Source organism: Streptomyces sp. NPDC034085 (assembly GCF_055575555.1).
In genome coordinates this window covers 252,228-276,776 of sequence record NZ_JBVISL010000001.1, presented here as the reverse complement: position 1 = coordinate 276,776, position 24,549 = coordinate 252,228, and the positions used below count along the sequence as shown (strand labels likewise).

25 protein-coding genes are annotated in these 24,549 nt (G+C 72.1%); 15 read left to right on the top strand and 10 right to left on the bottom strand.

Features of this window, described 5'->3' with window-relative positions; genetic code table 11:
* Positions 1–49: 49 nt before the first annotated feature.
* On the top strand, positions 50–619 hold the full coding sequence (locus ACZ501_RS01325) for a dienelactone hydrolase family protein (protein WP_468791623.1): 570 nt from the start codon (positions 50–52) through the stop codon (positions 617–619).
* A 72-nt stretch (positions 620–691) separates the two neighbouring features.
* Here ACZ501_RS01325 and ACZ501_RS01320 read toward each other — a convergent pair whose 3' ends face one another.
* From ACZ501_RS01320 to ACZ501_RS01300, 5 genes are all read right to left on the bottom strand, one after another.
* The gene (locus ACZ501_RS01320; protein WP_361600186.1) at positions 692–1,642 is read right to left on the bottom strand and encodes a zinc metalloprotease; all 951 of its coding nucleotides are present in this window, start codon (positions 1,640–1,642) and stop codon (positions 692–694) included.
* A 223-nt stretch (positions 1,643–1,865) separates the two neighbouring features.
* Positions 1,866–3,515, bottom strand: coding sequence for an alkaline phosphatase D family protein (locus tag ACZ501_RS01315; protein WP_468791620.1), 1,650 nt, complete (start codon positions 3,513–3,515; stop codon positions 1,866–1,868).
* Positions 3,516–3,664: 149 nt separating this feature from the next.
* Positions 3,665–4,459: a DsbA family protein gene (locus ACZ501_RS01310; RefSeq protein ID WP_361600153.1), complete on the bottom strand. Its 795-nt coding sequence runs from the start codon at positions 4,457–4,459 to the stop codon at positions 3,665–3,667.
* A gap of 47 nt (positions 4,460–4,506) precedes the next feature.
* On the bottom strand, positions 4,507–5,199 hold the full coding sequence (locus ACZ501_RS01305) for a hypothetical protein (protein ID WP_468791617.1): 693 nt from the start codon (positions 5,197–5,199) through the stop codon (positions 4,507–4,509).
* An 81-nt stretch (positions 5,200–5,280) separates the two neighbouring features.
* Positions 5,281–6,606, bottom strand: coding sequence for a DUF2252 domain-containing protein (locus ACZ501_RS01300; RefSeq protein WP_361600147.1), 1,326 nt, complete (start codon positions 6,604–6,606; stop codon positions 5,281–5,283).
* Between the two features lie 169 nt (positions 6,607–6,775).
* Between ACZ501_RS01300 and dnaE the strand changes: the two genes are divergently transcribed.
* Positions 6,776–10,318: a DNA polymerase III subunit alpha gene (gene dnaE / locus ACZ501_RS01295; RefSeq protein ID WP_468791614.1), complete on the top strand. Its 3,543-nt coding sequence runs from the start codon at positions 6,776–6,778 to the stop codon at positions 10,316–10,318.
* Between the two features lie 80 nt (positions 10,319–10,398).
* On the opposite strand, the gene ACZ501_RS01290 is transcribed toward dnaE, so the two are convergent.
* Positions 10,399–10,563: a hypothetical protein gene (locus ACZ501_RS01290; protein ID WP_361600141.1), complete on the bottom strand. Its 165-nt coding sequence runs from the start codon at positions 10,561–10,563 to the stop codon at positions 10,399–10,401.
* A 213-nt stretch (positions 10,564–10,776) separates the two neighbouring features.
* Here ACZ501_RS01290 and ACZ501_RS01285 point away from each other — a divergent pair, with 213 nt between their 5' ends.
* The 4 genes from ACZ501_RS01285 to ACZ501_RS01270 are packed head-to-tail and all read left to right on the top strand — an operon-like array spanning position 10,777 to position 14,533.
* A complete protein-coding gene (locus ACZ501_RS01285) occupies positions 10,777–12,063 on the top strand; it encodes an NYN domain-containing protein (RefSeq protein WP_361600138.1) in 1,287 nt (428 codons plus the stop codon).
* A gap of 28 nt (positions 12,064–12,091) precedes the next feature.
* Positions 12,092–13,129 (top strand): ABC transporter ATP-binding protein, encoded by a 1,038-nt coding sequence (locus ACZ501_RS01280; RefSeq protein ID WP_468791611.1) that lies wholly within the window; start codon positions 12,092–12,094, stop codon positions 13,127–13,129.
* Entirely contained in the window at positions 13,126–13,893 is a 768-nt protein-coding gene (locus tag ACZ501_RS01275) for an ABC transporter permease (protein WP_361600134.1), read from the top strand. Before ACZ501_RS01280 ends, ACZ501_RS01275 begins: the two co-directional genes overlap by 4 nt.
* Positions 13,894–13,927: 34 nt before the next feature.
* Positions 13,928–14,533 (top strand): hypothetical protein, encoded by a 606-nt coding sequence (locus tag ACZ501_RS01270; RefSeq protein ID WP_468791609.1) that lies wholly within the window; start codon positions 13,928–13,930, stop codon positions 14,531–14,533.
* Positions 14,534–14,593: 60 nt separating this feature from the next.
* Here ACZ501_RS01270 and ybaK read toward each other — a convergent pair whose 3' ends face one another.
* From ybaK to ACZ501_RS01255, 3 genes are read right to left on the bottom strand one after another with little or no spacing between them, the layout of a single operon-like run.
* Positions 14,594–15,097 carry a Cys-tRNA(Pro) deacylase gene (gene ybaK / locus ACZ501_RS01265; RefSeq protein ID WP_468791606.1) on the bottom strand — a complete coding sequence of 168 codons (504 nt, stop codon included), beginning with the start codon at positions 15,095–15,097 and terminating at the stop codon, positions 14,594–14,596.
* A gap of 4 nt (positions 15,098–15,101) precedes the next feature.
* Entirely contained in the window at positions 15,102–15,842 is a 741-nt protein-coding gene (locus ACZ501_RS01260) for an LON peptidase substrate-binding domain-containing protein (protein ID WP_361600128.1), read from the bottom strand.
* A 34-nt stretch (positions 15,843–15,876) separates the two neighbouring features.
* A complete protein-coding gene (locus ACZ501_RS01255; RefSeq protein WP_468791603.1) occupies positions 15,877–17,466 on the bottom strand; it encodes an oxidoreductase in 1,590 nt (529 codons plus the stop codon).
* A 122-nt stretch (positions 17,467–17,588) separates the two neighbouring features.
* On the opposite strand from ACZ501_RS01255, the gene hisD reads away from it, so the two are divergent.
* From hisD to hisF, 8 genes are read left to right on the top strand one after another with little or no spacing between them, the layout of a single operon-like run.
* Entirely contained in the window at positions 17,589–18,920 is a 1,332-nt protein-coding gene (gene hisD / locus ACZ501_RS01250) for a histidinol dehydrogenase (RefSeq protein ID WP_361600122.1), read from the top strand.
* Positions 18,917–20,029, top strand: a complete 1,113-nt coding sequence (locus ACZ501_RS01245; RefSeq protein ID WP_362463562.1) for a histidinol-phosphate transaminase — start codon at positions 18,917–18,919, stop codon at positions 20,027–20,029. Before hisD ends, ACZ501_RS01245 begins: the two co-directional genes overlap by 4 nt.
* Entirely contained in the window at positions 20,026–20,619 is a 594-nt protein-coding gene (gene hisB / locus ACZ501_RS01240; RefSeq protein WP_048480319.1) for an imidazoleglycerol-phosphate dehydratase HisB, read from the top strand. The genes ACZ501_RS01245 and hisB overlap by 4 nt, the downstream gene beginning before the upstream one ends.
* 2 nt (positions 20,620–20,621) lie before the next feature.
* Positions 20,622–20,789: a hypothetical protein gene (locus ACZ501_RS01235; protein WP_361600116.1), complete on the top strand. Its 168-nt coding sequence runs from the start codon at positions 20,622–20,624 to the stop codon at positions 20,787–20,789.
* On the top strand, positions 20,786–21,427 hold the full coding sequence (gene hisH / locus ACZ501_RS01230; RefSeq protein WP_361600113.1) for an imidazole glycerol phosphate synthase subunit HisH: 642 nt from the start codon (positions 20,786–20,788) through the stop codon (positions 21,425–21,427). The genes ACZ501_RS01235 and hisH overlap by 4 nt, the downstream gene beginning before the upstream one ends.
* Positions 21,427–22,158 carry a bifunctional 1-(5-phosphoribosyl)-5-((5-phosphoribosylamino)methylideneamino)imidazole-4-carboxamide isomerase/phosphoribosylanthranilate isomerase PriA gene (gene priA, locus ACZ501_RS01225; RefSeq protein ID WP_361600110.1) on the top strand — a complete coding sequence of 244 codons (732 nt, stop codon included), beginning with the start codon at positions 21,427–21,429 and terminating at the stop codon, positions 22,156–22,158. Before hisH ends, priA begins: the two co-directional genes overlap by 1 nt.
* Entirely contained in the window at positions 22,155–22,568 is a 414-nt protein-coding gene (locus ACZ501_RS01220; RefSeq protein ID WP_361600107.1) for a RidA family protein, read from the top strand. Before priA ends, ACZ501_RS01220 begins: the two co-directional genes overlap by 4 nt.
* The gene (gene hisF / locus ACZ501_RS01215) at positions 22,565–23,320 is read left to right on the top strand and encodes an imidazole glycerol phosphate synthase subunit HisF (protein WP_361600104.1); all 756 of its coding nucleotides are present in this window, start codon (positions 22,565–22,567) and stop codon (positions 23,318–23,320) included. Before ACZ501_RS01220 ends, hisF begins: the two co-directional genes overlap by 4 nt.
* 94 nt (positions 23,321–23,414) lie before the next feature.
* Here hisF and ACZ501_RS01210 read toward each other — a convergent pair whose 3' ends face one another.
* Positions 23,415–24,047, bottom strand: coding sequence for a TIGR03085 family metal-binding protein (locus ACZ501_RS01210; protein WP_361600101.1), 633 nt, complete (start codon positions 24,045–24,047; stop codon positions 23,415–23,417).
* Positions 24,048–24,165: 118 nt separating this feature from the next.
* Between ACZ501_RS01210 and hisI the strand changes: the two genes are divergently transcribed.
* Positions 24,166–24,531, top strand: a complete 366-nt coding sequence (gene hisI, locus ACZ501_RS01205) for a phosphoribosyl-AMP cyclohydrolase (RefSeq protein WP_361600098.1) — start codon at positions 24,166–24,168, stop codon at positions 24,529–24,531.
* Positions 24,532–24,549 lie beyond the last annotated feature (18 nt).

Genomic DNA, 24,549 nt, shown 5'->3' with positions numbered 1-24,549 from the left:
GGGGCGCCCCCGGACTCCTGCTTTCCGTACGAATGGCACGATGGAGGGCATGAACATCATGCTCTTCCATTCGACGTACGGGCTGCGGCCCGCGGTGCACGCCGCGGCCGACCGGCTGCGCGCGGCCGGGCACACGGTCCAGGTGCCGGACCTCTTCGAGGGCCGTACGTTCGCGACGTTCGAGGAGGGCTCCGCCCACCAGGAGGAGGTGGGCCGCGACGAGCTGCTGAAGCGGGCGGTGCTGGCCTCGGCGCCCTTCTCCGACCAGGGCCTGGTGTACGCCGGCTTCTCCTTCGGCGGCTCCGTCGCCCAGCACCTGGCGCTGGCCGACGACAAGGCGCGCGGGCTGCTGCTCCTGCACGGCACGGCGGACCTGGAGGAGGACGCGTCGGCGGACGAGCTGCCGGTGCAGCTGCACATCGCGGACCCCGACCCCTACGAGACGCACGACTGGCTGACCGCCTGGTACCTGCGGATGCGGCGGGCCGGGGCGGACGTGGAGGTCCACAGCTACCCGGGCGCGGGGCACCTGTTCACGGACCCGGAGCTGGAGGACTACGACGCCGAGGCCGCCGAGGAGACCTGGAAGGCCGCCCTCGCGTTCCTCGACACGCTGTAGGGGGAAAAGGGCACTGCCCCCCGGCGCCGGGCGCCGGGGGGCAGTGCCTTTGGTGCGGGGAGGGCGGGTGGATCAGCCGCGGTAGGCCGTCCACATGCTCTTCATGCGCGAGACCTGACCTGCGGAGAACTGGTACATGCAGGAGTCGTACGTGTAGTCCATGAAGTTGTGGATCGGGTCGACGCCGGCCTTGCTGGCGCAGGAGTCGCGGCCGGTCGGGCACTCGAAGGCGGCGCTCTTCTCGGCCGGGGTGTCGGCGACGGAGTCGCCGCTGCCCGTGCAGCCGCCCTGGAAGGTGTGGTAGAGGCCCATCCAGTGGCCGACCTCGTGGGTGGCGGTGTCGCCCTCGTTGTAGTTGGCGGCGGAGCCGCCGGGCAGCGAGGTGTTGAGGAGGACCACGCCGTCCATCTTGGGCTGGGAGGCGTAGGAGCTCGGGAAGGTCGCCCAGCCGAGCAGGCCGCCGCCGAGGTTGGCCGTGTAGATGTTCAGCGCGTTCTTGTCGCCCTTGCGCAGGGCGTTCTTCATGTCCTTCTCGGCCTGGGTGCCGTCGGAGACGTTGTACCAGGCGGCGTTGTCCGTGTAGTCGGTTCCCGCCAGGGTGAACTGGAAGCCGGAGTCGACGTTGCCGGTGCCCTGGCCGCTGTAGGCGGCGTTGAGGACGGCGATCTGGTTGCTGATGTCCGTGGCGGTCAGCTTGCCGGCGGTGCCGGAGGTGATGACGTGGACGTACACCGGAATGTTCGTGGCGGTGGCGGCGGCGCCGACGCCGTAGACCTGCTGCGGGGACAGCCGCATCTGGCCGAGCTTCTTCTGCAGGTCGGCGTCCATGGCCTTGACCTGGGCCTCGGAGACCTCGTTGGGCTCGGCCGCGTGGTTGTCCTTGGGCTTGGCGACGCGGGCGTTGGCCGGGGCGGAGCCCTCGGCGCAGGCCTCCGCGCCGGTCTGCGGGGCGGCCGAGGCGAGGGTGGCCGGGGCGGTCAGGGGCGCGAACGCCAGGGTGGAGGCCAGGACGGCCGTACCCATGAGGCGGCGGCGGAGAAGGGGGGATATGCGGGCGACAGCGCGCACGTTGACTCCTCGGCAAGCGTGGTGGGGGGTGAGGGATTTCCTCACGCTGGCCGGAAGTTTATGTGTGCATGTCATTCAGATGGCAAGTACCCGGAGGTTAAAGATTTGTTGCCTGTGTGCCGGGCGGGGCTCCTGGTCTGCACCAGGAGCCCCTCTTCGCAGCAAATTTGACGGTGTATCAGCGAACCGGCTGGTCGGCCCGCTCCACCCGCTGGGTGCCGTTCAGCGTGCGGTACGAGCGGGCCCAGGAGGCGCCCGCGTCCTGCCGCCGCTTGTCCGAGACCACGTAGTAGTCCATCTGCGAGCGCTCGGCCGTCACGTCCAGCACCCCGTAGCCGTGGGAGTCCATGTCCAGCCACTTCACGTGCCAGTTCGCCGCCTTGACGGCCCCCTCGGCCACGACCGAGAGGGTGTGCGGCGCCACGTGCAGCATGTCGTCGATGTTGTCGGAGGTCACCGAGGTCACGACGAACTCGGTCGCCGCCGTCCCCGAGCCCGGGTACGTCGCCATGTTCACCGGGACGTCGTTCGCCCAGGCCATGTGGATGTCACCGGTCAGGAACACCGTGTTCTTGATGTTCCGCTCCGTCAAGTGGCCCAGGAGCTCCTTGCGATCGTCCGTGTAGCCGTCCCACTGGTCGACGTTGACCGCGATGCCGCCCTCCGGCAGGCCCAGCAGGTGCGCCAGCGGCTTCAGCAGGTGCGCGGGCAGCGAACCGAAGGCCACCGGCGAGATCATCACCGACGTGCCGACCAGCTTCCAGGTCGCGTTCGAGGCCGCCAGCCCCGACTTGAGCCAGTCCAGCTGGGCCCGCCCGGTGATGGTGCGCTCCGGGTCGTCCACCGAGCCGCTGCCGACCTTGGCCTGCTGCGAGCGGAAGGAGCGCAGGTCCAGCAGGTGCAGGTCGGCGAGGGTGCCGAACTGCAGCCGGCGGTAGACGGTACCCGCTATGGAGGGGCGTACGGGCATCCACTCGAAGTACGCCTGCTTGGCGGCGGCCGCGCGGGCCGCCCAGTCGCCCTCGGTGCCCGGGGTGTGGTTCCCGGCCCCGTCGGACCAGGAGTTGTCGGCGAACTCGTGGTCGTCCCAGATGGCGACGACCGGGTGGGCAGCGTGCAGGGCCTGGAGGTCGGCGTCGGTCTTGTACGTGCCGTGCCGGGTGCGGTAGTCGGAGAGCGAGACGATCTCGTTCTTCGGCTCGTGCTGGCGTACGACGTACTTCGCCTCGGGGTAACCGCCGGTCTGGTACTCGTAGATGTAGTCGCCCAGGTGCAGGACCGCGTGCAGGTCCGTGCGGGCGGCCAGGTGCCGGTACGCGGAGAAGTAGCCGGACTCCCAGTTGGCGCAGGAGACCACGCCGAAGCGGATGCCGGGCGTGGTCGTGCCGGCCGCCGGTGCGGTCAGGGTGCGCCCGGCGGGGGAGACGGTGGAGCCGGCGGTGAACCGGTACCAGTACGGGGTCTGCGGTCGCAGGCCGCGCACGTCCGCCTTGACGGTGTGGTCGGAGGCGGCGGTCGCGGTGACGGAGCCGCTCGCGACGACGCGGGAGAAGGCCCTGTCCTCGGCCACCTCCCACCCCACGGCGGTGGCCGGGCCCAGGCCGGAGCCGGGGACCGCGTCCGGGGTCGGGGTGACGCGGGTCCAGAGCAGGATCCCGTCGGGCAGCGGGTCGCCCGAGGCGACGCCGTGGAGGAAGGCGGGCGCGGCCCCCGCCGCGTGGGCCGCCGGGGCACCGAGGGTGGCGATCGGCGCGAGTGCGGCCGTGGCCGCGGCGGCCAGGACGACCGTACGGCGGCGCGGGTGCGAAGGGGTGAGATGACTGGTCACGGCCGATCATATTACTGATCGGTATGCCGCGGGGAACAGATACGGAACGACAACGGGCGGGCGAACTCCGGGAGTTCGCCCGCCCGTTTGGCGCGGTGGTCCGCCGGTATGCCCGGATCATCCGGCCCGGGCCCGGACCTGTCGGCCCGTCAGCCGGCGAGGGCCTTGTCGATGGCCGCCGTGAACGCCTCCGGCGTCGCGGGAGTCTCGATCTTCTTGCCGTCCATCTTCAGCGTCGGGGTGCCCGTCACCCCGGAGCTGTTGAACGCCTTCGACATGTCCATCGCCCACCGATCGTACGTACCGTCCTCGACGGCCTTCTTGAACTCGGCGTTCCCCTTCAGCGCCGGGACGGTGTCCGCGACCTTCAGCAGGTAGTCGTCCTTGGCGAAGCTGTCGACGCTCTCGTCGGGGTGCAGCGCCTTCGAGTAGAGCGCGCCCTTGTAGTCGAGGAAGGCCTGCGGGCTCACGTTCAGCGCCGCGCCCAGCGCGCTCAGGGCGTTCTTCGAACCCTCGCCCTTGGCGCCGTTGTCGATGAAGGTCGCGCCGAAGTACCGGAGCTTGAACTTGCCCGCCTCCACGTCCTTCTTGACCTGCTCGCCGACCGACTGCTCGAAGGCGGCGCAGGCCGGGCAGCGCGAGTCCTCGTACAGCTCCAGGGTCTTCTTCGCCTCGGGCTTGCCGATGACCACGGTGAGGCCGTCCTCGCCCTCGGTGTTCTTCGGCTTGACGAGCGCGGCCTTGGCGGCCTTGTCCCAGTAGCCGGGCTCGTTGAACTGGACGACCGCGTAGCCGACCCCGCCGGCCAGCGCCAGGGCGGCGACGACCCCGCCGGCCACGATCAGCTGGCGGCGGGCCTTGTCCTTCTTCGCCTGCCGTTCGCGCTCGACGCGCAGCCGCTCGCGGGCGGCGGCCTTGTTCTGCTGGCTGTTGCGTGCACTCATGATGATCTCCGTGGGACGGTGAAGGGCTGGGGGACTGCCGTACGTGCTCAGGCGCTCGCGAGCACCACACGTACGGGAGGCCCCCGCCGGCCCACGGAGTGCGCGGGGAAGCGGGTACGGGCCACCGCCCCGGGGAACGCCGGCCGCGACGTCCGCCCGGCCCGCGCGGGTACGGCCCCGGCCGGGGCCGCCGCCAGCCGCAGCGGCCGGAACGCGAAGGCGGCCACCGCCCGCAGCAGCCGGACCAGGGCCCGCTCGCCGTGCCGCAGCCACGCGGCGGCCGTCAGCCCGACGGCGACGTGCGCGCCCAGCAGCAGCCAGGGCGTCCACGGCCCGGGCGCGGCCAGCAGCGCCGCCGGATCCCCGGAGGGCCCGGCCACCTCGGTCAGCCGGCCGCCCAGCGGGGCCCCGCCGCACAGCTCGTCCAGGCCCATCGCGTGCAGCGGCCCGGAGACCGGCCCGCCCGCCGGGCCGTAGCAGACGCGCTGCCCGGCGGTGAAGACGGTGTCGGCCGCCAGCTCCAGCGGCACCAGCAGCCCGGCGATCGGGCCGAAGCCGCGCTCGCGGCGGCCGGCCAGCGCGAAGGCGATCAGGAAGACCCCCGCGAAGGCCCCGGCGACCAGGGCGGGCGGCAGCGGGACCCGGGACATGAGCACGTGGGAGCCGGCCGAGAGCACCACCACGAGCGCGCTGAACAGCGCGGCCCGCAGCCCCCGGATCCTCACCCCTGATATGTCCATCGTCGCGAGTTTGCCATGACTTCCTGTGGGAGAGGGGCCCGGGTGCCGGGCCCGGCACCCGCCACCCCTCCGCCCCGGGGCCTACGCCGTGATCCGGCCGTTGCGGAAGAGGTCCACGAAGATCTGGTGGTCGGCGCGGGCCCGGGCCCCGTAGGCGTGGGCGAAGTCGACCAGCAGCTCGGGGAAGCCCGCCTCGTCCGCGGCGATCACCGCGTCGATGGCCCGCTCCGTGGAGAAGGGCACCAGGGACTGCCCGCTCTCCGCCTCGTCGGCCGAGGCGTGCATGGTGGCCGTGGCGCGGCCCAGGTCCGCGACCACCGCCGCGATCTCCTGCGGGTCGTCCAGGTCCGACCAGTCCAGGTCCACCGCGTACGGGGAGACCTCCGCGACCAGCTGCCCGGTGCCGTCCAGCTCCGTCCAGCCCAGCCACGGGTCGGCGTGCGCCTGGAGGGCGCGCTGGGAGATCACCGTCCGGTGGCCCTCGTGCTGGAAGTACTCCCGTACCGCCCGGTCGGTGATGTGCCGGGACACGGCCGGGGTCTGCGCCTGCTTGAGGTAGATCACGACGTCGTTCTCCAGGGCGTCGCTGTGCCCCTCCAGCAGGATGTTGTACGAGGGCAGGCCCGCCGAGCCGATGCCCACGCCCCGGCGGCCCACCACGTCCTTGACGCGGTAGGAGTCAGGGCGGACCAGGGACTCCTCCGGCAGGGTCTCCAGGTACCCGTCGAAGGCGGCCAGCACCTTGTACCGGGTGGCCGCGTCCAGCTCGATCGCCCCGCCGTCCGAGGTGAAGCGGCGCTCGTGGTCGCGGATCTCCGTCATCGAGTCCAGCAGGGAGAAGCGGGTGCGCGAGCGGGCCGCGCGCAGGGCGCCCAGGAGGGCGCCGTCGGCGGTGTCCAGGGTGAAGGAGGGCACCTCCTCGTCCTTGGCGCCCGCCGCGAGCTGGTGGATGCGCTCCCGGTAGGCGGCCGCGTAGGTCCGTACGAGCGTGCTGATCTGCTCGTCGCTGAGCGCCTTGGTGTAGCCGATCAGGGCGACGGAGGCGGCGAAGCGCTTGAGGTCCCAGGTGAAGGGGCCGACGTAGGCCTCGTCGAAGTCGTTCACGTTGAACACGAGCCGGCCGTTGGCGTCCATGTAGGTGCCGAAGTTCTCGGCGTGCAGGTCGCCGTGGATCCACACCCGGCCGGTGCGCTCGTCCAGGTAGGGGCCGCCGTGGCGGTCGTGCTCCAGGTCGGCGTAGAAGAGGCAGGCCGTACCCCGGTAGAAGGCGAAGGCCGAAGCCGCCATCTTCCGGAACTTGACCTGGAAGGCAGCGGGGTCGGCTGCGAGCAGCCGGCCGAATGCGGTGTCGAACACATCGAGTATCTGCTCGGCGCGCTGCTCGTCGGTGGTCTCGGTGACCGCCATGGCGGATGCCTCCTGGTGCAAGGGGTGGTACGGCTACTGACCGACTGGACGCCGGACCGGTCTTCCTGGTTCTGCAACGGTCGACCGTACCGGTCGGTGCCCGCGGAGTGTCACTCGCGGGACGTAGGATTCGTAGCTGCCGCCCCTCTCTCCTCAGGAGGCCCCCACCGTGTCCAAGACGCCGTTCACGCACCTGCACGTCCACACCCAGTACTCGCTGCTGGACGGTGCCGCGCGGCTGAAGGACATGTTCGCTGCCTGCAATGAGATGGGCATGACGCATATCGCCATGTCCGACCACGGCAACCTGCACGGGGCGTACGATTTCTTCCATTCCGCCAAGAAGGCCGGGATCACCCCGATCATCGGGATCGAGGCGTACGTCGCCCCCGAGTCCCGGCGCAACAAGCGGCGCATCCAGTGGGGCCAGCCCCACCAGAAGCGGGACGACGTCTCCGGCTCCGGCGGCTACACCCACAAGACGATCTGGGCGGCGAACGCCACCGGCCTGCACAACCTCTTCCGGCTGTCCTCCGACGCGTACGCCGAGGGCTGGCTCACGAAGTGGCCGCGCATGGACAAGGAGACCATCAGCAAGTGGTCGGAGGGCCTCATCGCCTCCACCGGCTGTCCCTCCGGCGAGCTCCAGACGCGCCTGCGCCTCGGCCAGTTCGACGAGGCCCTGAAGTCGGCCTCCGAGTACCAGGACATTTTCGGCAAGGACCGCTACTTCCTGGAGCTGATGGACCACGGCATCGAGATCGAGCGCCGGGTCCGCGACGGCCTCCTGGAGATCGGCAAGAAGCTCGGCATCCCGCCGCTGGTCACGAACGACTCGCACTACACCTACGCGCACGAGGCCGGGGCCCACGACGCCCTGCTGTGCATCCAGACCGGCAAGAACCTCTCGGACCCGGACCGCTTCCGCTTCGACGGCACCGGCTACTACCTGAAGTCGACCGAGGAGATGTACGCCATCGACTCCTCGGACGCCTGGCAGGAGGGCTGCGCCAACACGAAGCTGGTCGCGGACCAGGTCGACACCGAGGGCATGTTCAAGTTCCGCAACCTCATGCCGAAGTTCGACATCCCGGACGGCTACACCGAGGTCACGTGGTTCCGCGAGGAGACCATGCGCGGCATGCACCGCCGCTTCCCCGGGGGCATCCCCGAGGACCGGATGAAGCAGGTCGAGTACGAGATGGACACGATCATCTCGATGGGCTTCCCGGGCTACTTCCTCGTCGTCGCCGACTTCATCATGTGGGCGAAGAAGCAGGGCATCGCGGTGGGCCCCGGCCGAGGCTCCGCGGCCGGCTCGATCGTCGCCTACGCCATGGGCATCACCGACCTCGACCCGATCCCGCACGGCCTGATCTTCGAGCGGTTCCTGAACCCCGAGCGCGTCTCCATGCCCGATGTCGACATCGACTTCGACGAGCGCAGGCGCGTCGAGGTGATCCGGTACGTGACCGAGAAGTACGGCGCCGACAAGGTCGCCATGATCGGTACGTACGGCACCATCAAGGCCAAGAACGCGATCAAGGACTCCGCGCGCGTCCTCGGCTACCCCTACGCCATGGGCGACCGGCTCACCAAGGCCATGCCCGCCGACGTCCTCGGCAAGGGCATCCCGCTCTCCGGCATCCTCGACCCCTCGCACCCCCGCTACAGCGAGGCCGGCGAGATCCGCTCGATGTACGAGAACGAGCCGGACGTCAAGAAGGTCATCGACACCGCCCGCGGCGTCGAGGGCCTGGTTCGCCAGATGGGCGTGCACGCCGCCGGCGTGATCATGTCCAGCGAGACGATCACCGACCACGTACCCGTCTGGGTGCGGCACACCGACGGCGTCACCATCACCCAGTGGGACTACCCGAGCTGCGAGTCGCTCGGCCTGCTGAAGATGGACTTCCTCGGCCTGCGCAACCTCACGATCATGGACGACGCCGTCAAGATGGTGAAGGCCAACAAGGGGATCGACATCGATCTCCTCAGCCTCCCGCTCGACGACCCCAAGACCTTCGAGCTGCTCGGCCGCGGCGACACCCTCGGCGTCTTCCAGTTCGACGGCGGGCCCATGCGCTCCCTGCTGCGCCTGATGAAGCCCGACAACTTCGAAGACATCTCCGCCGTGTCGGCCCTGTACCGCCCGGGCCCGATGGGCATGAACTCCCACACGAACTACGCGCTGCGCAAGAACAAGCAGCAGGAGATCACCCCGATCCACCCGGAGCTGGAAGAGCCGCTCCGGGAGGTCCTGGACGTCACCTACGGCCTGATCGTCTACCAGGAGCAGGTGCAGAAGGCCGCGCAGATCATCGCCGGCTACTCGCTCGGCGAGGCCGACATCCTGCGCCGCGTCATGGGCAAGAAGAAGCCCGAGGAGCTGGCCAAGAACTTCACGATCTTCCAGGAGGGCGCCCGGAAGAACGGCTACTCCGACGAGGCCATCCAGAAGCTCTGGGACGTCCTGGTCCCCTTCGCCGGCTACGCCTTCAACAAGGCCCACTCGGCCGCGTACGGACTCGTCTCCTACTGGACCGCCTACCTCAAGGCGAACTACCCGGCCGAGTACATGGCCGGCCTGCTCACCTCGGTCAAGGACGACAAGGACAAGTCCGCGATCTACCTCAACGAGTGCCGGCGCATGGGCATCAAGGTGCTCCCGCCGAACGTGAACGAGTCGGAGTCCAACTTCGCCGCCCAGGGTGACGACGTGATCCTCTTCGGCCTGACCGCCGTCCGCAACGTCGGCCAGAACGTCGTCGACTCGATCATCAAGACCAGGAAGGCCAAGGGGAAGTACTCCTCCTTCCCCGACTTCCTGGACAAGGTCGAGGCCGTGGTCTGCAACAAGCGCACCATCGAGTCGCTGATCAAGGCCGGCGCCTACGACGAGATGGGCCACACCCGCAAGGGCCTGGTCGCCCACCACGAGTCGATGATCGACAACGTGGTCGCGGTCAAGCGCAAGGAGGCCGAAGGACAGTTCGACCTCTTCGGCGGAATGGGTGACGAGGACGGCGGCGACGAGCCCGGCTTCGGCCTCGACGTGGAGTTCTCCGACGTCGAGTGGGAGAAGTCCTACCTGCTCGCCCAGGAGCGCGAGATGCTCGGCCTCTACGTCTCCGACCACCCCCTCTTCGGCCTGGAGCACGTCCTGTCCGACAAGACGGACGCCGGCATCTCCCAGCTGACGGGCGGCGAGCACTCCGACGGCGCCGTCGTCACCATCGGCGGCATCATCTCCGGCCTCCAGCGCAAGATGACCAAGCAGGGCAACGCCTGGGCGATCGCCACCGTCGAGGACCTCGCCGGCTCCATCGAGTGCATGTTCTTCCCCGCGACCTACCAGCTCGTCTCCACCCAGCTGGTCGAGGACACCGTCGTCTTCGTCAAGGGCCGCCTCGACAAGCGCGAGGACGTGCCCCGGCTGGTCGCGATGGAGATGATGGTCCCCGACCTCTCCTCGGCCGGCACCAACGCCCCCGTGGTCCTCACCATCCCCACCGTCAAGGTCACCCCGCCGATGGTGACCCGTCTGGGCGAGATCCTGCGCCACCACAAGGGCAACACCGAGGTGCGGATCAAGCTCCAGGGGCCGCGCACCACCACCGTGCTGCGCCTCGACCGGCACCGGGTCCAGCCCGACCCCGCCCTCTTCGGCGACCTCAAGGTGCTGCTCGGCCCCTCCTGCCTGGCCGGCTAGCAGTACGGGGCGCGCACGCGCGTACGGGAGGGCCCGTCCGGCGACGCTGCCGGACGGGCCCTCCCGTCGCCCCGCGGGGGTCAGTTGTGGCCGAAGCGCTTCTGCTTGCTCTTGTGGGCCATGTCCAGCGGGCTCGGCGACTGCGAGGAGCGCTCTTCGGGCGAGGCCTGCGTCGAACTCCGCTCCTGGGCGGAGGAACGTTCCTGCTGCTTCGACGGCTGCTTCTGGTTCTTGTTCTTGGCCATGGGATGCCTCCGTGGGGGTAGTAGGGGCCAGGGCCGCCTTCACACTCACACACCCCCTCAAACCACGCATTTTGGATCATTACTTCGGGTGGCGGCCGCTCCTTCCACCGCCCCCCGGGAGATACGCCACGCCGATGATCGAGTTCCGGCCGTCAACACCCTTGCGGTCGGGCAGACTCGGGGAAAACCTGTCGAGGACCCCCACGGAAGAGGGTGGAACGCGTGGACCGCTGCGTCGTCCTGGTGGACGCCGGATACCTGCTGGGCGCCGCCGCGAGCCTCCTCGCCGGGGAACCCTCCCGCTCCCGCATCACCGTCGACCACTCCGCCCTGATCCAGGGCCTGCGCGAGCGCGCCGAGGCCGACACGCAGCAGCCCCTGCTGCGGATCTACTGGTTCGACGGCGCCCCCGACCGGGTGCCCCAGCCCGAGCACCGGCGGCTGCGCGTCATGTCCCGCGTGACCGTCCGGCTCGGCGCCCTGACCCGCAGCGACGGACGCTGGGCGCAGAAGGGCGTGGACGCCGCCATGCACGCCGAACTCACCGAACTCGCCCGCAACCGGGCCTGCTCCGACGTGGTCCTCGTCACCGGCGACGGCGACCTGCTGCCCGGCCTCATGTCCGCGAAGGAACACGGGGTCGCCGTCCACCTGTGGGCCGTACAGGCCGCCGACGGCGACTACAACCAGTCCGAGGACCTCGTCGCCGAGGCCGACGAACGCCGCGTGCTCGACCGCGCCTGGATCACCCGGGCCGTCCGCGCCCGCGACCTCGCCGGCCTCTGCGCCCCGCCGCCCGCCCCGCGCCCCGAGATCGCCGCGATCCTCTCCGCCCCCCTGCCCGAGGCGGCCCTCGCCGAGGCCGCCCGCAACGGCACCCCGGCCACCCCCGGGACCCGCCCGAACGGAGCACCCGTACCGGCGCCCGCCAACGAAGGGGCCAAGCCCGTCCCGACCCCGAAGGACCTCGCCGCGCTGCGCGCACCCGCCCAGGCCCCCGCCGCCGCACCGGCCGGCCAGGGCGCCGCGAGCCCGGCCGGCAGCGCCCTGCGCTGGTCCTCCGACAAGGGCTGGATCGACCGCGCCGGACCGCTCGGCGAACCGGCCGAGACCGCCTCCCTGCCCACCCTCGCCCAGCTCACCAGCGCCGAGCAGCGCTGGGCCGACCGCGAGGAGGACATCACCACCGTCGGCGGCGACCCCTTCGAGGTCGGCCAGGTCTTCGCCCGGCGCTGGATGGAACGCCTCCCCGAAGCCGCCCACCTGCAGAAACTGGCCACCATGTACCCGCGCGTCCCGCACCGGATCGACGGGGAGCTGCTGCGCTACGCCGCCCGGTTCGGGCTCCTCGCCCACAAGGACGACCAGATCGACGAGCACGACCGCTACGCCATTCGCGCCGGTTTCTGGCGGGAGATCGACGTCCGTGCCGCCGCCGAGCACGTGGGCGGGCCGCCGGCCGCCCTCCCCGGGGCGCCGGTGACCCCGGCGGCCGAGTAGGGCCGGAAGCCGCGTAGGCTGCTCCCTCGTGAGTACGGGCACAGCGCAGGCAGGACCAACCCCGGCGGCGGCCGCCGCAGCCGCTTCGGACGTGGTCTGCGCGGTGCGTGACCTGGTCAAGACCTACCCGGCCGTACGCGGCCGGCGCGGGGCCCCGGCCATGCCCGAGACCCGGGCCAACGACGGGATCTCCCTGGAGGTCCGGCGCGGCGAGGTGTTCGGCCTGCTCGGCCCCAACGGCGCCGGCAAGTCCACCCTGGTCCGCCAGCTCACCGGGCTGCTGCGGCCCGACTCCGGCTCGGTGGCCCTGCTCGGCCACGACCTCGTACGCCACCCCGAGCGGGCCTCGCGGCTGCTCGCCTACCTCGGGCAGGAGTCCACCGCCCTCGACGAACTCACCGTCGCGCTGGCGGCCGAGACCACGGGCCGGCTGCGCGGGCTCGGTGTGCGCGAGGCGCGGGCCGCCCGGGACGACGTACTGGAGGAGCTCGGGCTGACGGCCATCGCGGGGCGCCCCCTGAAGAAGCTCTCCGGCGGACAGCGCCGGCTCGCCTGCTTCGCCACGGCGCTCGTGGGGGAGCGGCCGGTGCTGGTCCTCGACGAGCCGACGACCGGCATGGACCCGGTGGCGCGCCGGGCCGTCTGGGCGGCCGTGGACCGCCGGCGGCTGCGGCACGGGGCCACGGTCGTGCTCGTCACCCACAACGTCATCGAGGCCGAGACCGTCCTCGACCGGGTCGCCGTCGTCGACCAGGGCAGGATCATCGCCTGCGACACCCCGGCCGGGCTCAAGGCCGCCGTCTCCGACGAGGTCCGCCTCGAGCTGGTCTGGCGCACCGCCGCGCCGCTGGAGGTGCCCGAGGTCGCCGCGCTCGCCCCGCTGGCCGCCGAGTCCGGCCGCCGCTGGACGCTGCGGCTGGGACAGGACCAGGCCCGCGCCGCCGTCGCCGCGGTGACCGGCGGGCCGGCCTTCGCCGCCCTCGACGATTTCACGTTGGCCACGCCGAGCCTGGAGGACGTGTACCTCGCGCTCGGCGGCCGTATGAAGGGTCTGGTCAAGTCGTGACCACCGCTGTAGGCGTCCTGGCTCCCAGGGCGCGGCTGTTCCCGGCGCTCGCCGCCGTCTACCGGGCCCAGCTGTCCCGGGCGCGCGTCGCCCGGATACCGCTGCTGTTCGTGGCCACCTTCCAGTCCGTCGGGATCATGGTCCTGATGCGCGGCGTGGTGGACGGCGGCTCCGAGGCCCGGGCCGTCGTCGCCGGCTCGTCCGTCCTGGTCGTCGCCTTCGTCGCGCTGAACCTGCTCGCGCAGTACTTCGGCCAGCTGCGGGCCGGCGGCGGCCTCGACCACTACGCCACCCTGCCGGTGCCGCCGGCCTCGGTGGTGCTGGGCGCGGCCGCCGCGTACGCCTCCTTCACGCTGCCGGGGACGCTGGTCACGGCCGTCTTCGGGTGCGTGCTGTTCGGGCTGCCGATGGGCGGCCTGTGGATCCTCGCCGCCGTCGTGCCGCTGGCCGGGGCGGCCCTCGCCGGGCTGGGCGCCGCGCTGGGGCTGCTCGCGCCGCGCCAGGAGCTGGCCACCCTGGCCGGGCAGCTGGGCATGTCGGCGGCGCTGCTGCTGGGCGTGCTGCCGGCGGAGCGGATGCCGGACGTCATCGTGTGGGCGCGGGACCTGCTGCCGTCCACGTACGGGGTCGAGGCCTTCGCGGAGACCTTCGCCCCGCACCCCGACTGGGCGGCGGTCGTCCTCGACCTGGGCGTGTGCGGGGCCGTCGGAGTGCTGTCGCTGGCCGTCGCCACCTGGGCGTACCGGCGGGCGGCGGTCCGCTGACACCGCCGCCGGTCGTACCTGGCACGATGTGGGGGTGACCGAAGCCGTGACCCCGCAGCCGCCGACCGTGTCCCCGCTCCCCGAGGCGGAGGCCGCCGTCACCCCGGCGGACGTCCGCGACGCGGCCGCCGTCGCCCTGGTGGTGGGCGTGTCCGGGGTGCTGCTCGGACTGCTGTGGGCGTGGCTCGCGCCGCGCGTCCAGTACGTCTCCAACGGTGAGGCCGTCTTCCTGCGCAACACCGAGAGCGAGGGCCGGATCGGCGCCGACGGCACGTTCTTCCTGCTGGCGCTGGGGCTCGGCGCGCTCAGCGCGGCCGGGGTGTTCCTGTGGCGCCGGCGCGGGGGCGTCCCGCTGGTGATCGGGCTGGCCCTCGGGTCGTGCTTCGCCGCGCTGGTGGGCTGGCGGCTGGGGCTGTGGCTCGGGCCGGGCACCGATGTGGTGGCCGCCGCCGCGCACGCGGGCAAGGGGGTCCCCTTCGACGCGCCGCTGCAGCTGCTCGCGCACGGGGCGCTGCTGGTGTGGCCGATGGCGGCCGTCGCGGTCCACCTGGGCCTGACGGCCCTGTGGGGGCCGCGCGACCCGGAGCCGCCGCTGCCGTGGGAGGGCGCGTACCCCCCGCCCCACGTGCACTCCTCCTGACGCCCCGCCCGCACGGCTCGGCCGTGGCCGGCCTCCCCGGTGCGGCGCCGCGTGGGCGGCCTACGGGCGGGCGATCGGCGCGACGGTGGCGTGCGTGAGCGCGGTCAGGGCGGCCGGGGCCAGTTCGACCTCCAGCCCCCGGCGGCCCGCCGAGACGCAGATCGTGGTGTGCGCCGAGGCCGACGCGTCCAGGACCGTACGCAGCCGCTTGCGCTGCCCCAGCGGGGAGATCCCGCCCCGCACGTAGCCCGTGGTCCGCTCCGCCAGCGCCGGGTCGGCCATCGCCGCCCGCTTCCCGCCCACCGCGGCCGCCAGGGCCTTGAGGTCCAGTGAGCCCGAGACCGGCACGACCGCCACCGTCAGGGCCCCGTCCACGTCCGCGACCAGCGTCTTGAACACCTGGTCCGGCGACACGCCGAGGGCCTCGGCCGCCTCCTCGCCGTACGAGGGGTGCGCGGGGTCGTGTGCGTAGGAGTGGGTGGTGAAGTCGACGCCCGAGGCGGTGAGGGCGGTGATGGCGGGAGTGCCGGCCGACTGCTGCTGCTGTTGCTTCTTCTTCGCCATGGCCTCAGTTCGGGCTGGTCGGGGCGCGGGTCAGGTCCACCGCCGGCAGGGACGGCAGGTGGCGGATCACGGCCGTCTCGGCGCGCAGCAGCTTCAGCTCCTCCGCGAGCCGGGTGGCGGTGTCCGGGGCCTGCAGCAGGCGCTGCTTGGACGGGGTGTCCAGCACCGCGGCGGCCGCCACCAGGTACGAGACCACCGACGGCTCGTCCGGCAGGTCCGGCGTCGAGGTCAGGGACCGCTCCCGGGCCCCGGCCAGCCGCTTCTGGTAGCTGCGGAAGGCCCGCAGGACCCCTTCGGACAGCGCGCCCGCGCCCTCGCCCGCGTCCTCCGCGAGCTCCTCCAGCTCGGCGACGAGGAACGGCCCCGACGCGTCGACCGAGAGCAGCCGCACCCGGGTCGTGCCGGTGGCCAGCACCTCGAAGCTGCCGTCCTCGCGCTCCCGGATCGTCGCCGCGTCCGCGATGCAGCCCACCCGGTGGAACGCCTGGATAGGGTCGGCGCCGAAGCCCGCCGCCGGGCCCCGCTCGGGCAGGGCCGTCTGGTCGGGCAGTCCGGGCGCGGTCGGCGCGACCTCCCGGCCGTCGCGGATCGCGACGACCGCGAACCGGCGCGGCTCGTCCTCCCCGGTCTTCAGCAGCTCGCGCATCATGGCGCGATACCGCTCCTCGAAGACGTTCAGCGGCAGCACGAGGCCCGGGAACAGCACCGAGTTCAGCGGGAAGAGGGGAAGGCGAACGGTGGTCACGAGGCACAGGGTAGTGGCCGGACGGCCCGGCCCGTCACCCCCGCCTCAGCAGCCGTGACGCGCCCGCCGCCACCGTCGTGGCCAGGATCCAGCCCAGCAGCACCAGCACCGTCGCCCCCCACTGCCAGCCGCCCTCGGGCTTCCACTGGCCCTGCTGACCGAGATCGATCACCGGGAGCAGGAGGTCGAGCGCGTACAGGGCGGCGTCCCAGTGCGGGTGCTCGTCCGCCTTGAGGGGCGCCGGCTCGTGCCGCAGGAACAGCAGGGTCCCCGCCGCCCACAGCACCGCCATCCACAGCGCCGCCCGGCCCGGCCGGTAGCCGTAGACCACCGTCCAGTCCTGGAGGTACCCCCAGGCCTTCGCCGCCGGTGACAGCGTGTCCCGGCGGCGGCGCTGCTTGGCCACGAGCACCTCGCGCGCGCCCACGTCCTCCCCGCCGTCGCGGAGCACGGCGGCGAGCCGCTCGTACGGCTCCGGCGAGTACTCGGGGGTGGCCGCCTCCAGCCACTCCAGGCGGCGGGAGAGCGGGAAGTGGCCGCGGGGTGCGAGCTCCTGGTAGACGAAGCCCTCCATGGACACCTGGCCGCGGCCCGGCCAGCTCGTGGACCGGTCGACGAGCTTGACGACCTTCGCGCCGGAGACCACCACCCGGCCCCGCTCCGGGGCGTCGCCGACGAAGCGCAGCTCGGGCGTCTGCACCCGCCGCAGCGACACCTCCTGGTCCGGGGCCAGGTCGAAGCGGGCGCCGTAGAAGTCGACCGAGTCGCCGAAGCGGCCGTCGTCCAGCCGCAGGCCGCCCCGGCACTCGAAGTGCTGCGCCGGCCCGCCGCCGGTCGGGGTCTGGCTCCAGTCGTACGGGCGGTCCGGGTCGCCGGCCGGGAAGGGGAGGCCGGCGGAGGTCAGGTACAGGGTCCGCTCGACGGTCAGGGTCGGGGCGTTCAGGGCGCGCCGGCCGTGGCGGTTGCCCAGCCGCGCACCGCGCAGGCTCATCGAGGCGCCCACCTTCACCCCGCGCAGGCTCACCTCGCCGTGCGTCTCCAGCAGGTCGGCCTGGAGGTCCTGCGCGACGGCCATCCCGTCGGCGGCGATGGCCCGGCCCCCGCCGTCGCGCTGCACCACGGCCTGGCTGATCAGCAGATCGGTGCCGATCTGCGCGTCGGTCAGCCGGATCCCGCGCGCCACCCGGCAGCGCGCCAGGTGCAGGTCCCCCTCGGTGTGCAGCCGGGCCCCCTCCAGCCGGGGTATCGCGCAGTTGTCCAGCCGCAGCGTGCCGAAGCGGGTCTCGGACACCTGGATCTCGTCGTCGAAGCGGCACGAGCGGATCTCCACGTACGGGGCGACCGTGCCGCCGGACAGATCCAGCCGCCCGGTGATCTGCGCGCCGCGCAGCTTCAGGCAGCCGACCCGGCCGGGGACCGGTGCGGGGCCGGCCAGCAGGAGGCGGGCCACGACCTCCGCGCGGACCCGCCGCTCCGGGCCCCAGACCGGGCCGTTGTGCGGATCGTCCAGGCCGGCGGTGCGGGCGCCCAGATCGCAGACGGTGCCCGCCCGGAAGGTCTCCCACATCTGCTGCTCGGCATCGGTGAGGCCGTCCGGCCGTCCGTCGTCGCCCGCTTCGGTCATGGCAGCCCCCCGCTGTCATCCACGTGTACGAGAACGCTAAGGGGCGGCGGTGACAGCCGGGGCGTGTATCAGCCAGTGATACGGGCGGACGGCGGTGGGAGGCGGTCTGAGAGAATTGGGGCGTGATCTCTCGTATCGACCTGCGCGGTGACGCCCTCCCCGAGGGCGGCGCCCTGCGCGACCTGCTGCCCCGTGCCGAGTTCGACGTGGAAGCCGCCCTGGAGAAGGTGCGGCCCATCTGCGAGGACGTCCATCATCGTGGCACGGCGGCGCTGATCGAGTACGCGCAGAAGTTCGACGGCGTCGAGCTCACGCAGGTCCGGGTGCCCGCGGAGGCCCTGAAGGCCGCCCTCGACCAGCTGGACCCGGCCGTCCGCGCCGCCCTGGAGGAGTCCATCCGGCGCGCCCGGATCGTGCACCGCAACCAGCGCCGCAGCGAGCACACCACCCAGGTGGTCCCCGGCGGCACCGTGACCGAGAAGTGGGTTCCGGTCGGGCGCGTGGGGCTGTACGCCCCGGGCGGCCGCTCGGTGTACCCGTCCTCCGTCGTCATGAACGTCGTCCCGGCGCAGGAGGCGGGCGTCGAGTCCATCGCGCTGGCGTCCCCGCCGCAGAAGGAGTTCGGCGGGCTGCCGCACCCGACCATCCTGGCGGCGTGCGCGCTGCTCGGCGTGGACGAGGTGTACGCGGCCGGCGGCGCCGTGGCCGTCGCGATGTTCGCGTACGGGACCTCGGGACCCGACGGGTGCCCGCCGGTCAACATGGTGACCGGCCCCGGCAACATCTGGGTCGCCGCCGCCAAGCGCTACTTCACCGGCAGGATCGGCATCGACACCGAGGCCGGCCCCACCGAGATCGCGGTCCTCGCGGACGCCACGGCCGACCCGGTGCACGTCGCCGCCGACCTGATCAGCCAGGCCGAGCACGACCCGCTGGCCGCGGCCGTCCTCGTCACGGACTCCGCGGAGCTCGCGGCCGCCGTCGAGAAGGAGCTGGAGCCGCAGGTCGCCGCGACCAAGCACGTCGAGGACCGGATCAAGCCCGCCCTCGCCGGCAAGCAGTCCGCGATCGTCCTGGTCGACAGCCTGGAGGACGGCCTCAAGGTCGTCGACGCGTACGGCGCCGAGCACCTGGAGATCCAGACCGCCGACGCCGCCGCCTGGGCCGCCCGGGTCCGCAACGCCGGCGCGATCTTCGTCGGCCCCTGGGCGCCGGTCTCCCTCGGCGACTACTGCGCCGGGTCGAACCACGTCCTGCCCACCGGCGGCTGCGCCTGCCACTCCTCGGGCCTGTCCGTGCAGTCCTTCCTGCGCGGCATCCACATCGTCGACTACACGCGCGACGCCCTCGCCGAGGTCACCCACCACGTGGTGACGCTGGCCGAGGCCGAGGACCTGCCCGCGCACGGCGCCGCCCTCAAGGCGCGCTTCGGATGGAAGGTCCCCGGACAGTGAGCGCCCTCGGGATCGACGACCTGCCCATCCGCGACGAGCTGCGCGGCAAGACCCCGTACGGCGCACCGCAGCTCGACGTGCCCGTCCAGCTGAACACCAACGAGAACCCGTACGAGCTGCCCGAGCCGCTCGTCCGGCGCATCGCCGAGCGCGTCGCCGAGGCCGCCCGCACCCTCAACCGCTACCCCGACCGGGACGCGGTCGAGCTGCGCACCCAGCTGGCCGCCTACCTCACGCGGACGGGCAAGCACCCGGTCGCCATGGAGAACGTCTGGGCCGCCAACGGCTCCAACGAGGTCCTCCAGCAGCTGCTCCAGACCTTCGGCGGCCCGGGGCGCACGGCGATCGGCTTCGAGCCCTCGTACTCGATGCACGCGCTCATCGCGCGCGGCACCGGCACCGGCTGGATCTCCGGCCCCCGCCGCGAGGACTTCACCATCGACGTGGAGGCCGCCGAGCAGGCGATCGCCGAGAACGCCCCCGACGTCGTCTTCATCACCTCGCCGAACAACCCCACGGGTACGGCGGTCGGGGCGGAGACGGTCCTCGCCCTCTACGACGCCGCGCAGGCCGCCAAGCCGTCGCTGGTCGTCGTGGACGAGGCGTACGTGGAGTTCTCCCACCGCGACTCCCTCCTCCCGCTGATCGAGGGCCGCCCCCACCTGGTGGTCTCCCGGACCATGTCCAAGGCCTTCGGCGCCGCGGGCCTGCGCCTGGGCTACCTCGCCGCGCACCCGGCCGTGGTCGACGCCGTGCAGCTCGTACGCCTGCCGTACCACCTGTCCGCCGTCACCCAGGCGACCGCGCTGGCCGCCCTGGAGCACACCGACACCCTGCTCGGCTACGTCGAGCAGCTCAAGGCCGAGCGGGACCGCCTCGTCAGCGAGCTGCGGGCCCTCGGCTACGAGGTCACCGAGTCCGACGCGAACTTCATCCAGTTCGGGAAGTTCGAGGACTCCCACACCGCCTGGCAGAAGATCCTCGACCAGGGCGTCCTGGTCCGGGACAACGGCGTACCGGGCCGGCTGCGGGTCACCGCGGGCACCCCGGCCGAGAACGACGCGTTCCTGGAAGCGGTTCGCGCACTGAAGAAGGAGCAGCAGGCATGAGCCGCATCGGACGGGTCGAGCGCACCACGAAGGAGACCTCGGTCCTGGTCGAGATAAACCTCGACGGCACCGGCAAGGTCGACGTGTCGACGGGTGTGGGCTTCTACGACCACATGCTCGACCAGCTCGGCCGCCACGGCCTCTTCGACCTCACGGTCAAGACGGACGGCGACCTGCACATCGACAGCCACCACACCATCGAGGACACCGCCCTCGCGCTCGGCGCCGCCTTCAGGCAGGCCCTCGGCGACAAGGTGGGCATCTACCGCTTCGGCAACTGCACCGTCCCGCTGGACGAGTCCCTCGCCCAGGTGACCGTCGACCTCTCCGGCCGCCCCTACCTCGTGCACACCGAGCCCGAGAACATGGCGCCGATGATCGGCGAGTACGACACGACGATGACCCGGCACATCTTCGAGTCCTTCGTCGCGCAGGCCCAGATCGCCCTGCACATCCACGTCCCGTACGGCCGCAACGCCCACCACATCGTGGAGTGCCAGTTCAAGGCCCTCGCCCGGGCCCTGCGCTACGCCGCCGAGTTCGACCCGCGCGCCGCAGGGATCCTGCCCTCCACGAAGGGCGCCCTCTAGCAGTGAACGGTCTGAACACCATCCTGATCGTCGTCGGCCTGTTCCTGGCCGGCGGCGTCTACTCCTTCCAGAAGCAGAAGATGCCCCTGTCGGTGATCGTTCTGCTCGCTCTCGCCTCCGCGATGTGTCTGGCCGCGGGAGTCCTGCGAATCCAAGGGATCTGGGCATGACCGCCAAGAAGAACGTCGTGGTCTTCGACTACGGCTTCGGCAACATCCGCTCCGCCGAGCGCGCCCTCGCGCGCGTCGGCGCGGACGTCGAGATCACCCGCGACTACGACCGGGCGATGGACGCCGACGGGCTGCTCGTGCCCGGTGTGGGCGCCTTCTCCGCCTGCATGCAGGGCCTCAAGGACGCCCGCGGCGACTGGATCATCGGCCGCCGCCTCTCCGGCGGCCGCCCCGTCATGGGCATCTGCGTCGGCATGCAGATCCTCTTCGAGCGCGGCATCGAGCACGGCGTGGAGACCGAGGGCCTCGACGAGTGGCCCGGCACCGTGGGCCCGCTGAAGGCCCCCGTCGTCCCCCACATGGGCTGGAACACCGTCGAGGCCCCGGCCGGCAGCCAGGCCTTCGCCGGGCTGGACGCCGACGCCCGGTTCTACTTCGTGCACTCCTACGCGGCCCACGACTGGTCCCTGGAGGTCACCAACCCGAGGATCAGGGGCCCCAAGGTCACCTGGGCCACGCACGGCGAGCGGTTCGTCGCGGCGGTGGAGAACGGCGCCCTGTGGGCCACCCAGTTCCACCCCGAGAAGTCCGGCGACGCCGGCGCCCAGCTCCTCACCAACTGGATCGAGACCCTGTGATGACCGCACCCACGCTCGAACTCCTTCCCGCGGTCGACGTCCGCGACGGCCAGGCCGTACGCCTCGTGCACGGCGTGTCGGGCAGTGAGACCTCCTACGGCTCCCCGCTGGAGGCGGCCCTCGCCTGGCAGGCCTCCGGCGCCGAGTGGCTGCACCTGGTCGACCTGGACGCCGCCTTCGGCACCGGCGACAACCGTGCCCTGGTCGCCGAGATCACCCGTGCGATGGACATCAAGGTCGAGCTGTCCGGCGGCATCCGCGACGACGCCACGCTCGCCGCGGCCCTCGCCACCGGCTGTACCCGCGTCAACCTCGGCACCGCCGCCCTGGAGACCCCCGAGTGGGCCGCCAAGGCCATCGCCGAACACGGCGACAGGATCGCCATCGGCCTCGACGTCCGCGGCACCACCCTCAAGGGCCGCGGCTGGACCAGCGAGGGCGGTGACCTGTACGAGACCCTCGCCCGCCTGGACTCCGAGGGCTGCGCCCGCTACGTCGTCACCGACATCGGCAAGGACGGCACGCTGACCGGCCCCAACCTGGAGCTGCTGCGGAACGTCTGCGCCGCCACCGACCGGCCGGTCGTCGCCTCCGGCGGCGTCTCCTCCCTGGACGACCTGCGGGCCCTGTCCGAGCTCGTCCCCCTCGGCGTCGAGGGCGCCATCGTCGGCAAGGCCCTGTACGCCAAGGCCTTCACCCTGGAAGAAGCCCTGAAGGCGGTCCGCGCATGAGCTCCACCCCCTCCTCTCCCTCCTCCTCGGCCTCCGGCATCCGCAGGATCTCCTCCGGCGGCCCCTACGAGGACGTCATCGGCTACTCCCGTGCCGTGCAGCTGCCCAACGGGCTCGTCCTGGTCTCCGGCTGCACCGCCGCCGACGCGGGCGGCCCCTACGACCAGACCGTCAAGGCCTTCGAGGTCGCGTTCAAGGCGCTCGCCGAGGCCGGGCTGGGACCGGAGAACGTGGTCCGCACCCGGATGTACCTGACGCACGCGCGCGACGTGGACGAGGTCGGCCGCGCCCACCAGACGCTGTTCGACACCGTCCGCCCCGCCGCCACCATGCTCATCGTCTCCGGCTTCGTCGACCCGAGCATGGTCGTCGAGGTCGAGGTGGAGGCCTACGGGGAGGTGGCGCGGTGACCCTCGCCGTACGCGTGATCCCCTGCCTGGACGTGGACAACGGCCGCGTCGTCAAGGGCGTCAACTTCCAGAACCTGCGCGACGCCGGTGACCCGGTGGAGATGGCCAAGCTGTACGACGCCGAGGGCGCCGACGAGCTGACCTTCCTCGACATCACCGCCTCCTCCGGCAACCGCGAGACCACCTACGACGTGGTCCGGCGCACCGCCGAGCAGGTCTTCATCCCGCTCACGGTCGGCGGCGGCGTCCGCACGGCCGACGACGTGGACAAGCTGCTGCGGGCGGGCGCCGACAAGGTGGGCGTCAACACGGCCGCCATCGCCCGGCCCGAGCTGATCCAGGAGATCGCCGAGCGCTTCGGCCGCCAGGTGCTCGTCCTGTCGGTCGACGCCCGCCGCACCCCTGCCGGCTCCTTCGAGGTCACCACCCACGGCGGCCGCCGGGGCACCGGGATCGACGCCGTCGAGTGGGCGCACCGCGCGGCCGAACTCGGCGCCGGGGAGATCCTGCTGAACTCCATGGACGCCGACGGCACCAAGGACGGCTACGACACCGAGATGATCGCCGCCGTACGCCGGCACGTCACCGTCCCGGTGATCGCCTCGGGCGGCGCCGGCAAGCTGGAGCACTTCCCGCCCGCGATCGACGCCGGCGCCGACGCGGTCCTCGCCGCCTCGGTGTTCCACTTCGGCGACCTGCGCATCGGCCAGGTCAAGGAAGCCCTGCGCGAGGCAGGCCACCCGGTCCGCTGACCCCCGGGCATCCAGATGATCCGGCTCCGGCCGCGGACGTCACAGCCGCGGCCGGAGCCGGGACGGACGGCGGGGGTCGACGGCCCCCGCGCCGTCAGATTCCCAGCCGGGCGACCGTCAGCCGGGACACGGCCTCCTTCTCGCCGTCCAGCTCCACCGCCGCGGAGTTCTGGCGGCCGAAGCAGAACAGCGTCAGCTCACCCGGCTCCCCGGTCACCGTCACCACCGGTACGCCCTTGTGGGCGACCGCCGTGCGGCCGTCCGGGCGGCGCAGCACCAGGCCCACCGGCGAGCGGCGGCCCGTCAGCCGGGCCAGCTTCTCCAGCCGGGACCACAGCGCGTCCGAGAACACCGGGTCCAGCGTCCGCGGGGTCCAGTCCGGCTGCGCGCGCCGTACGTCCTCCGCGTGGACGTAGAACTCCACCGCGTTGGCGGCCTCGTCGATCTGCTTCAGCGCGTACACGGACAGCTTCGGCGGCCCGGTGCGGATCAGCTGGATCAACTCCTCGTACGGCTTGGCCGTGTACTCGGCCATCGCCCGGTCGAGGCGGTCCTTCAGCACGTTCAGCAGCAGCCCGCCCGCCGCGTCCGGGCGGCGCTCGCGGACCACGACGTGCGCCGCCAGGTCCCGGCAGGTCCAGCCCTCGCACAGGGTCGGCGCCTCCGGCCCGGCCGCCTCCAACAGGTCCGCCAGCAGCAGGCGTTCACGCTTCGCATGGGTCGACATACGGGCCAGCTTAGGGGTGTCCGGCCCTGATCCGCCGGACACCCGCCAGGCCGGGACCCGCCCGGAGGCTGCTCATCAGGCGGACGGTGATCCATGACCGGTCCCGCCGCGCGGCACAATGGGGCCCATGAGTACGTCCTCCCTCGACCCCGCCGTCGCCGCCCGCCTCAAGCGCTCCGCGGACGGCCTGGTTCCGGCCATCGCCCAGCAGTACGACACCGGCGAGGTGCTCATGCTCGGCTGGATGGACGACGAGGCCCTGCACCGCACCCTCACCACGGGCCGCTGCACCTACTGGTCCCGCAGCCGGCAGGAGTACTGGGTCAAGGGGGACACCTCGGGCCACTTCCAGTACGTGAAGTCCGTCGCCCTCGACTGCGACGCCGACACCGTGCTCGTGAAGGTCGACCAGGTCGGGGCCGCCTGCCACACCGGCGCCCGCACGTGCTTCGACGCGGATGTCCTTTTCACCGACGCCAGCTAGCCAGTTAGGGTCCCGCCC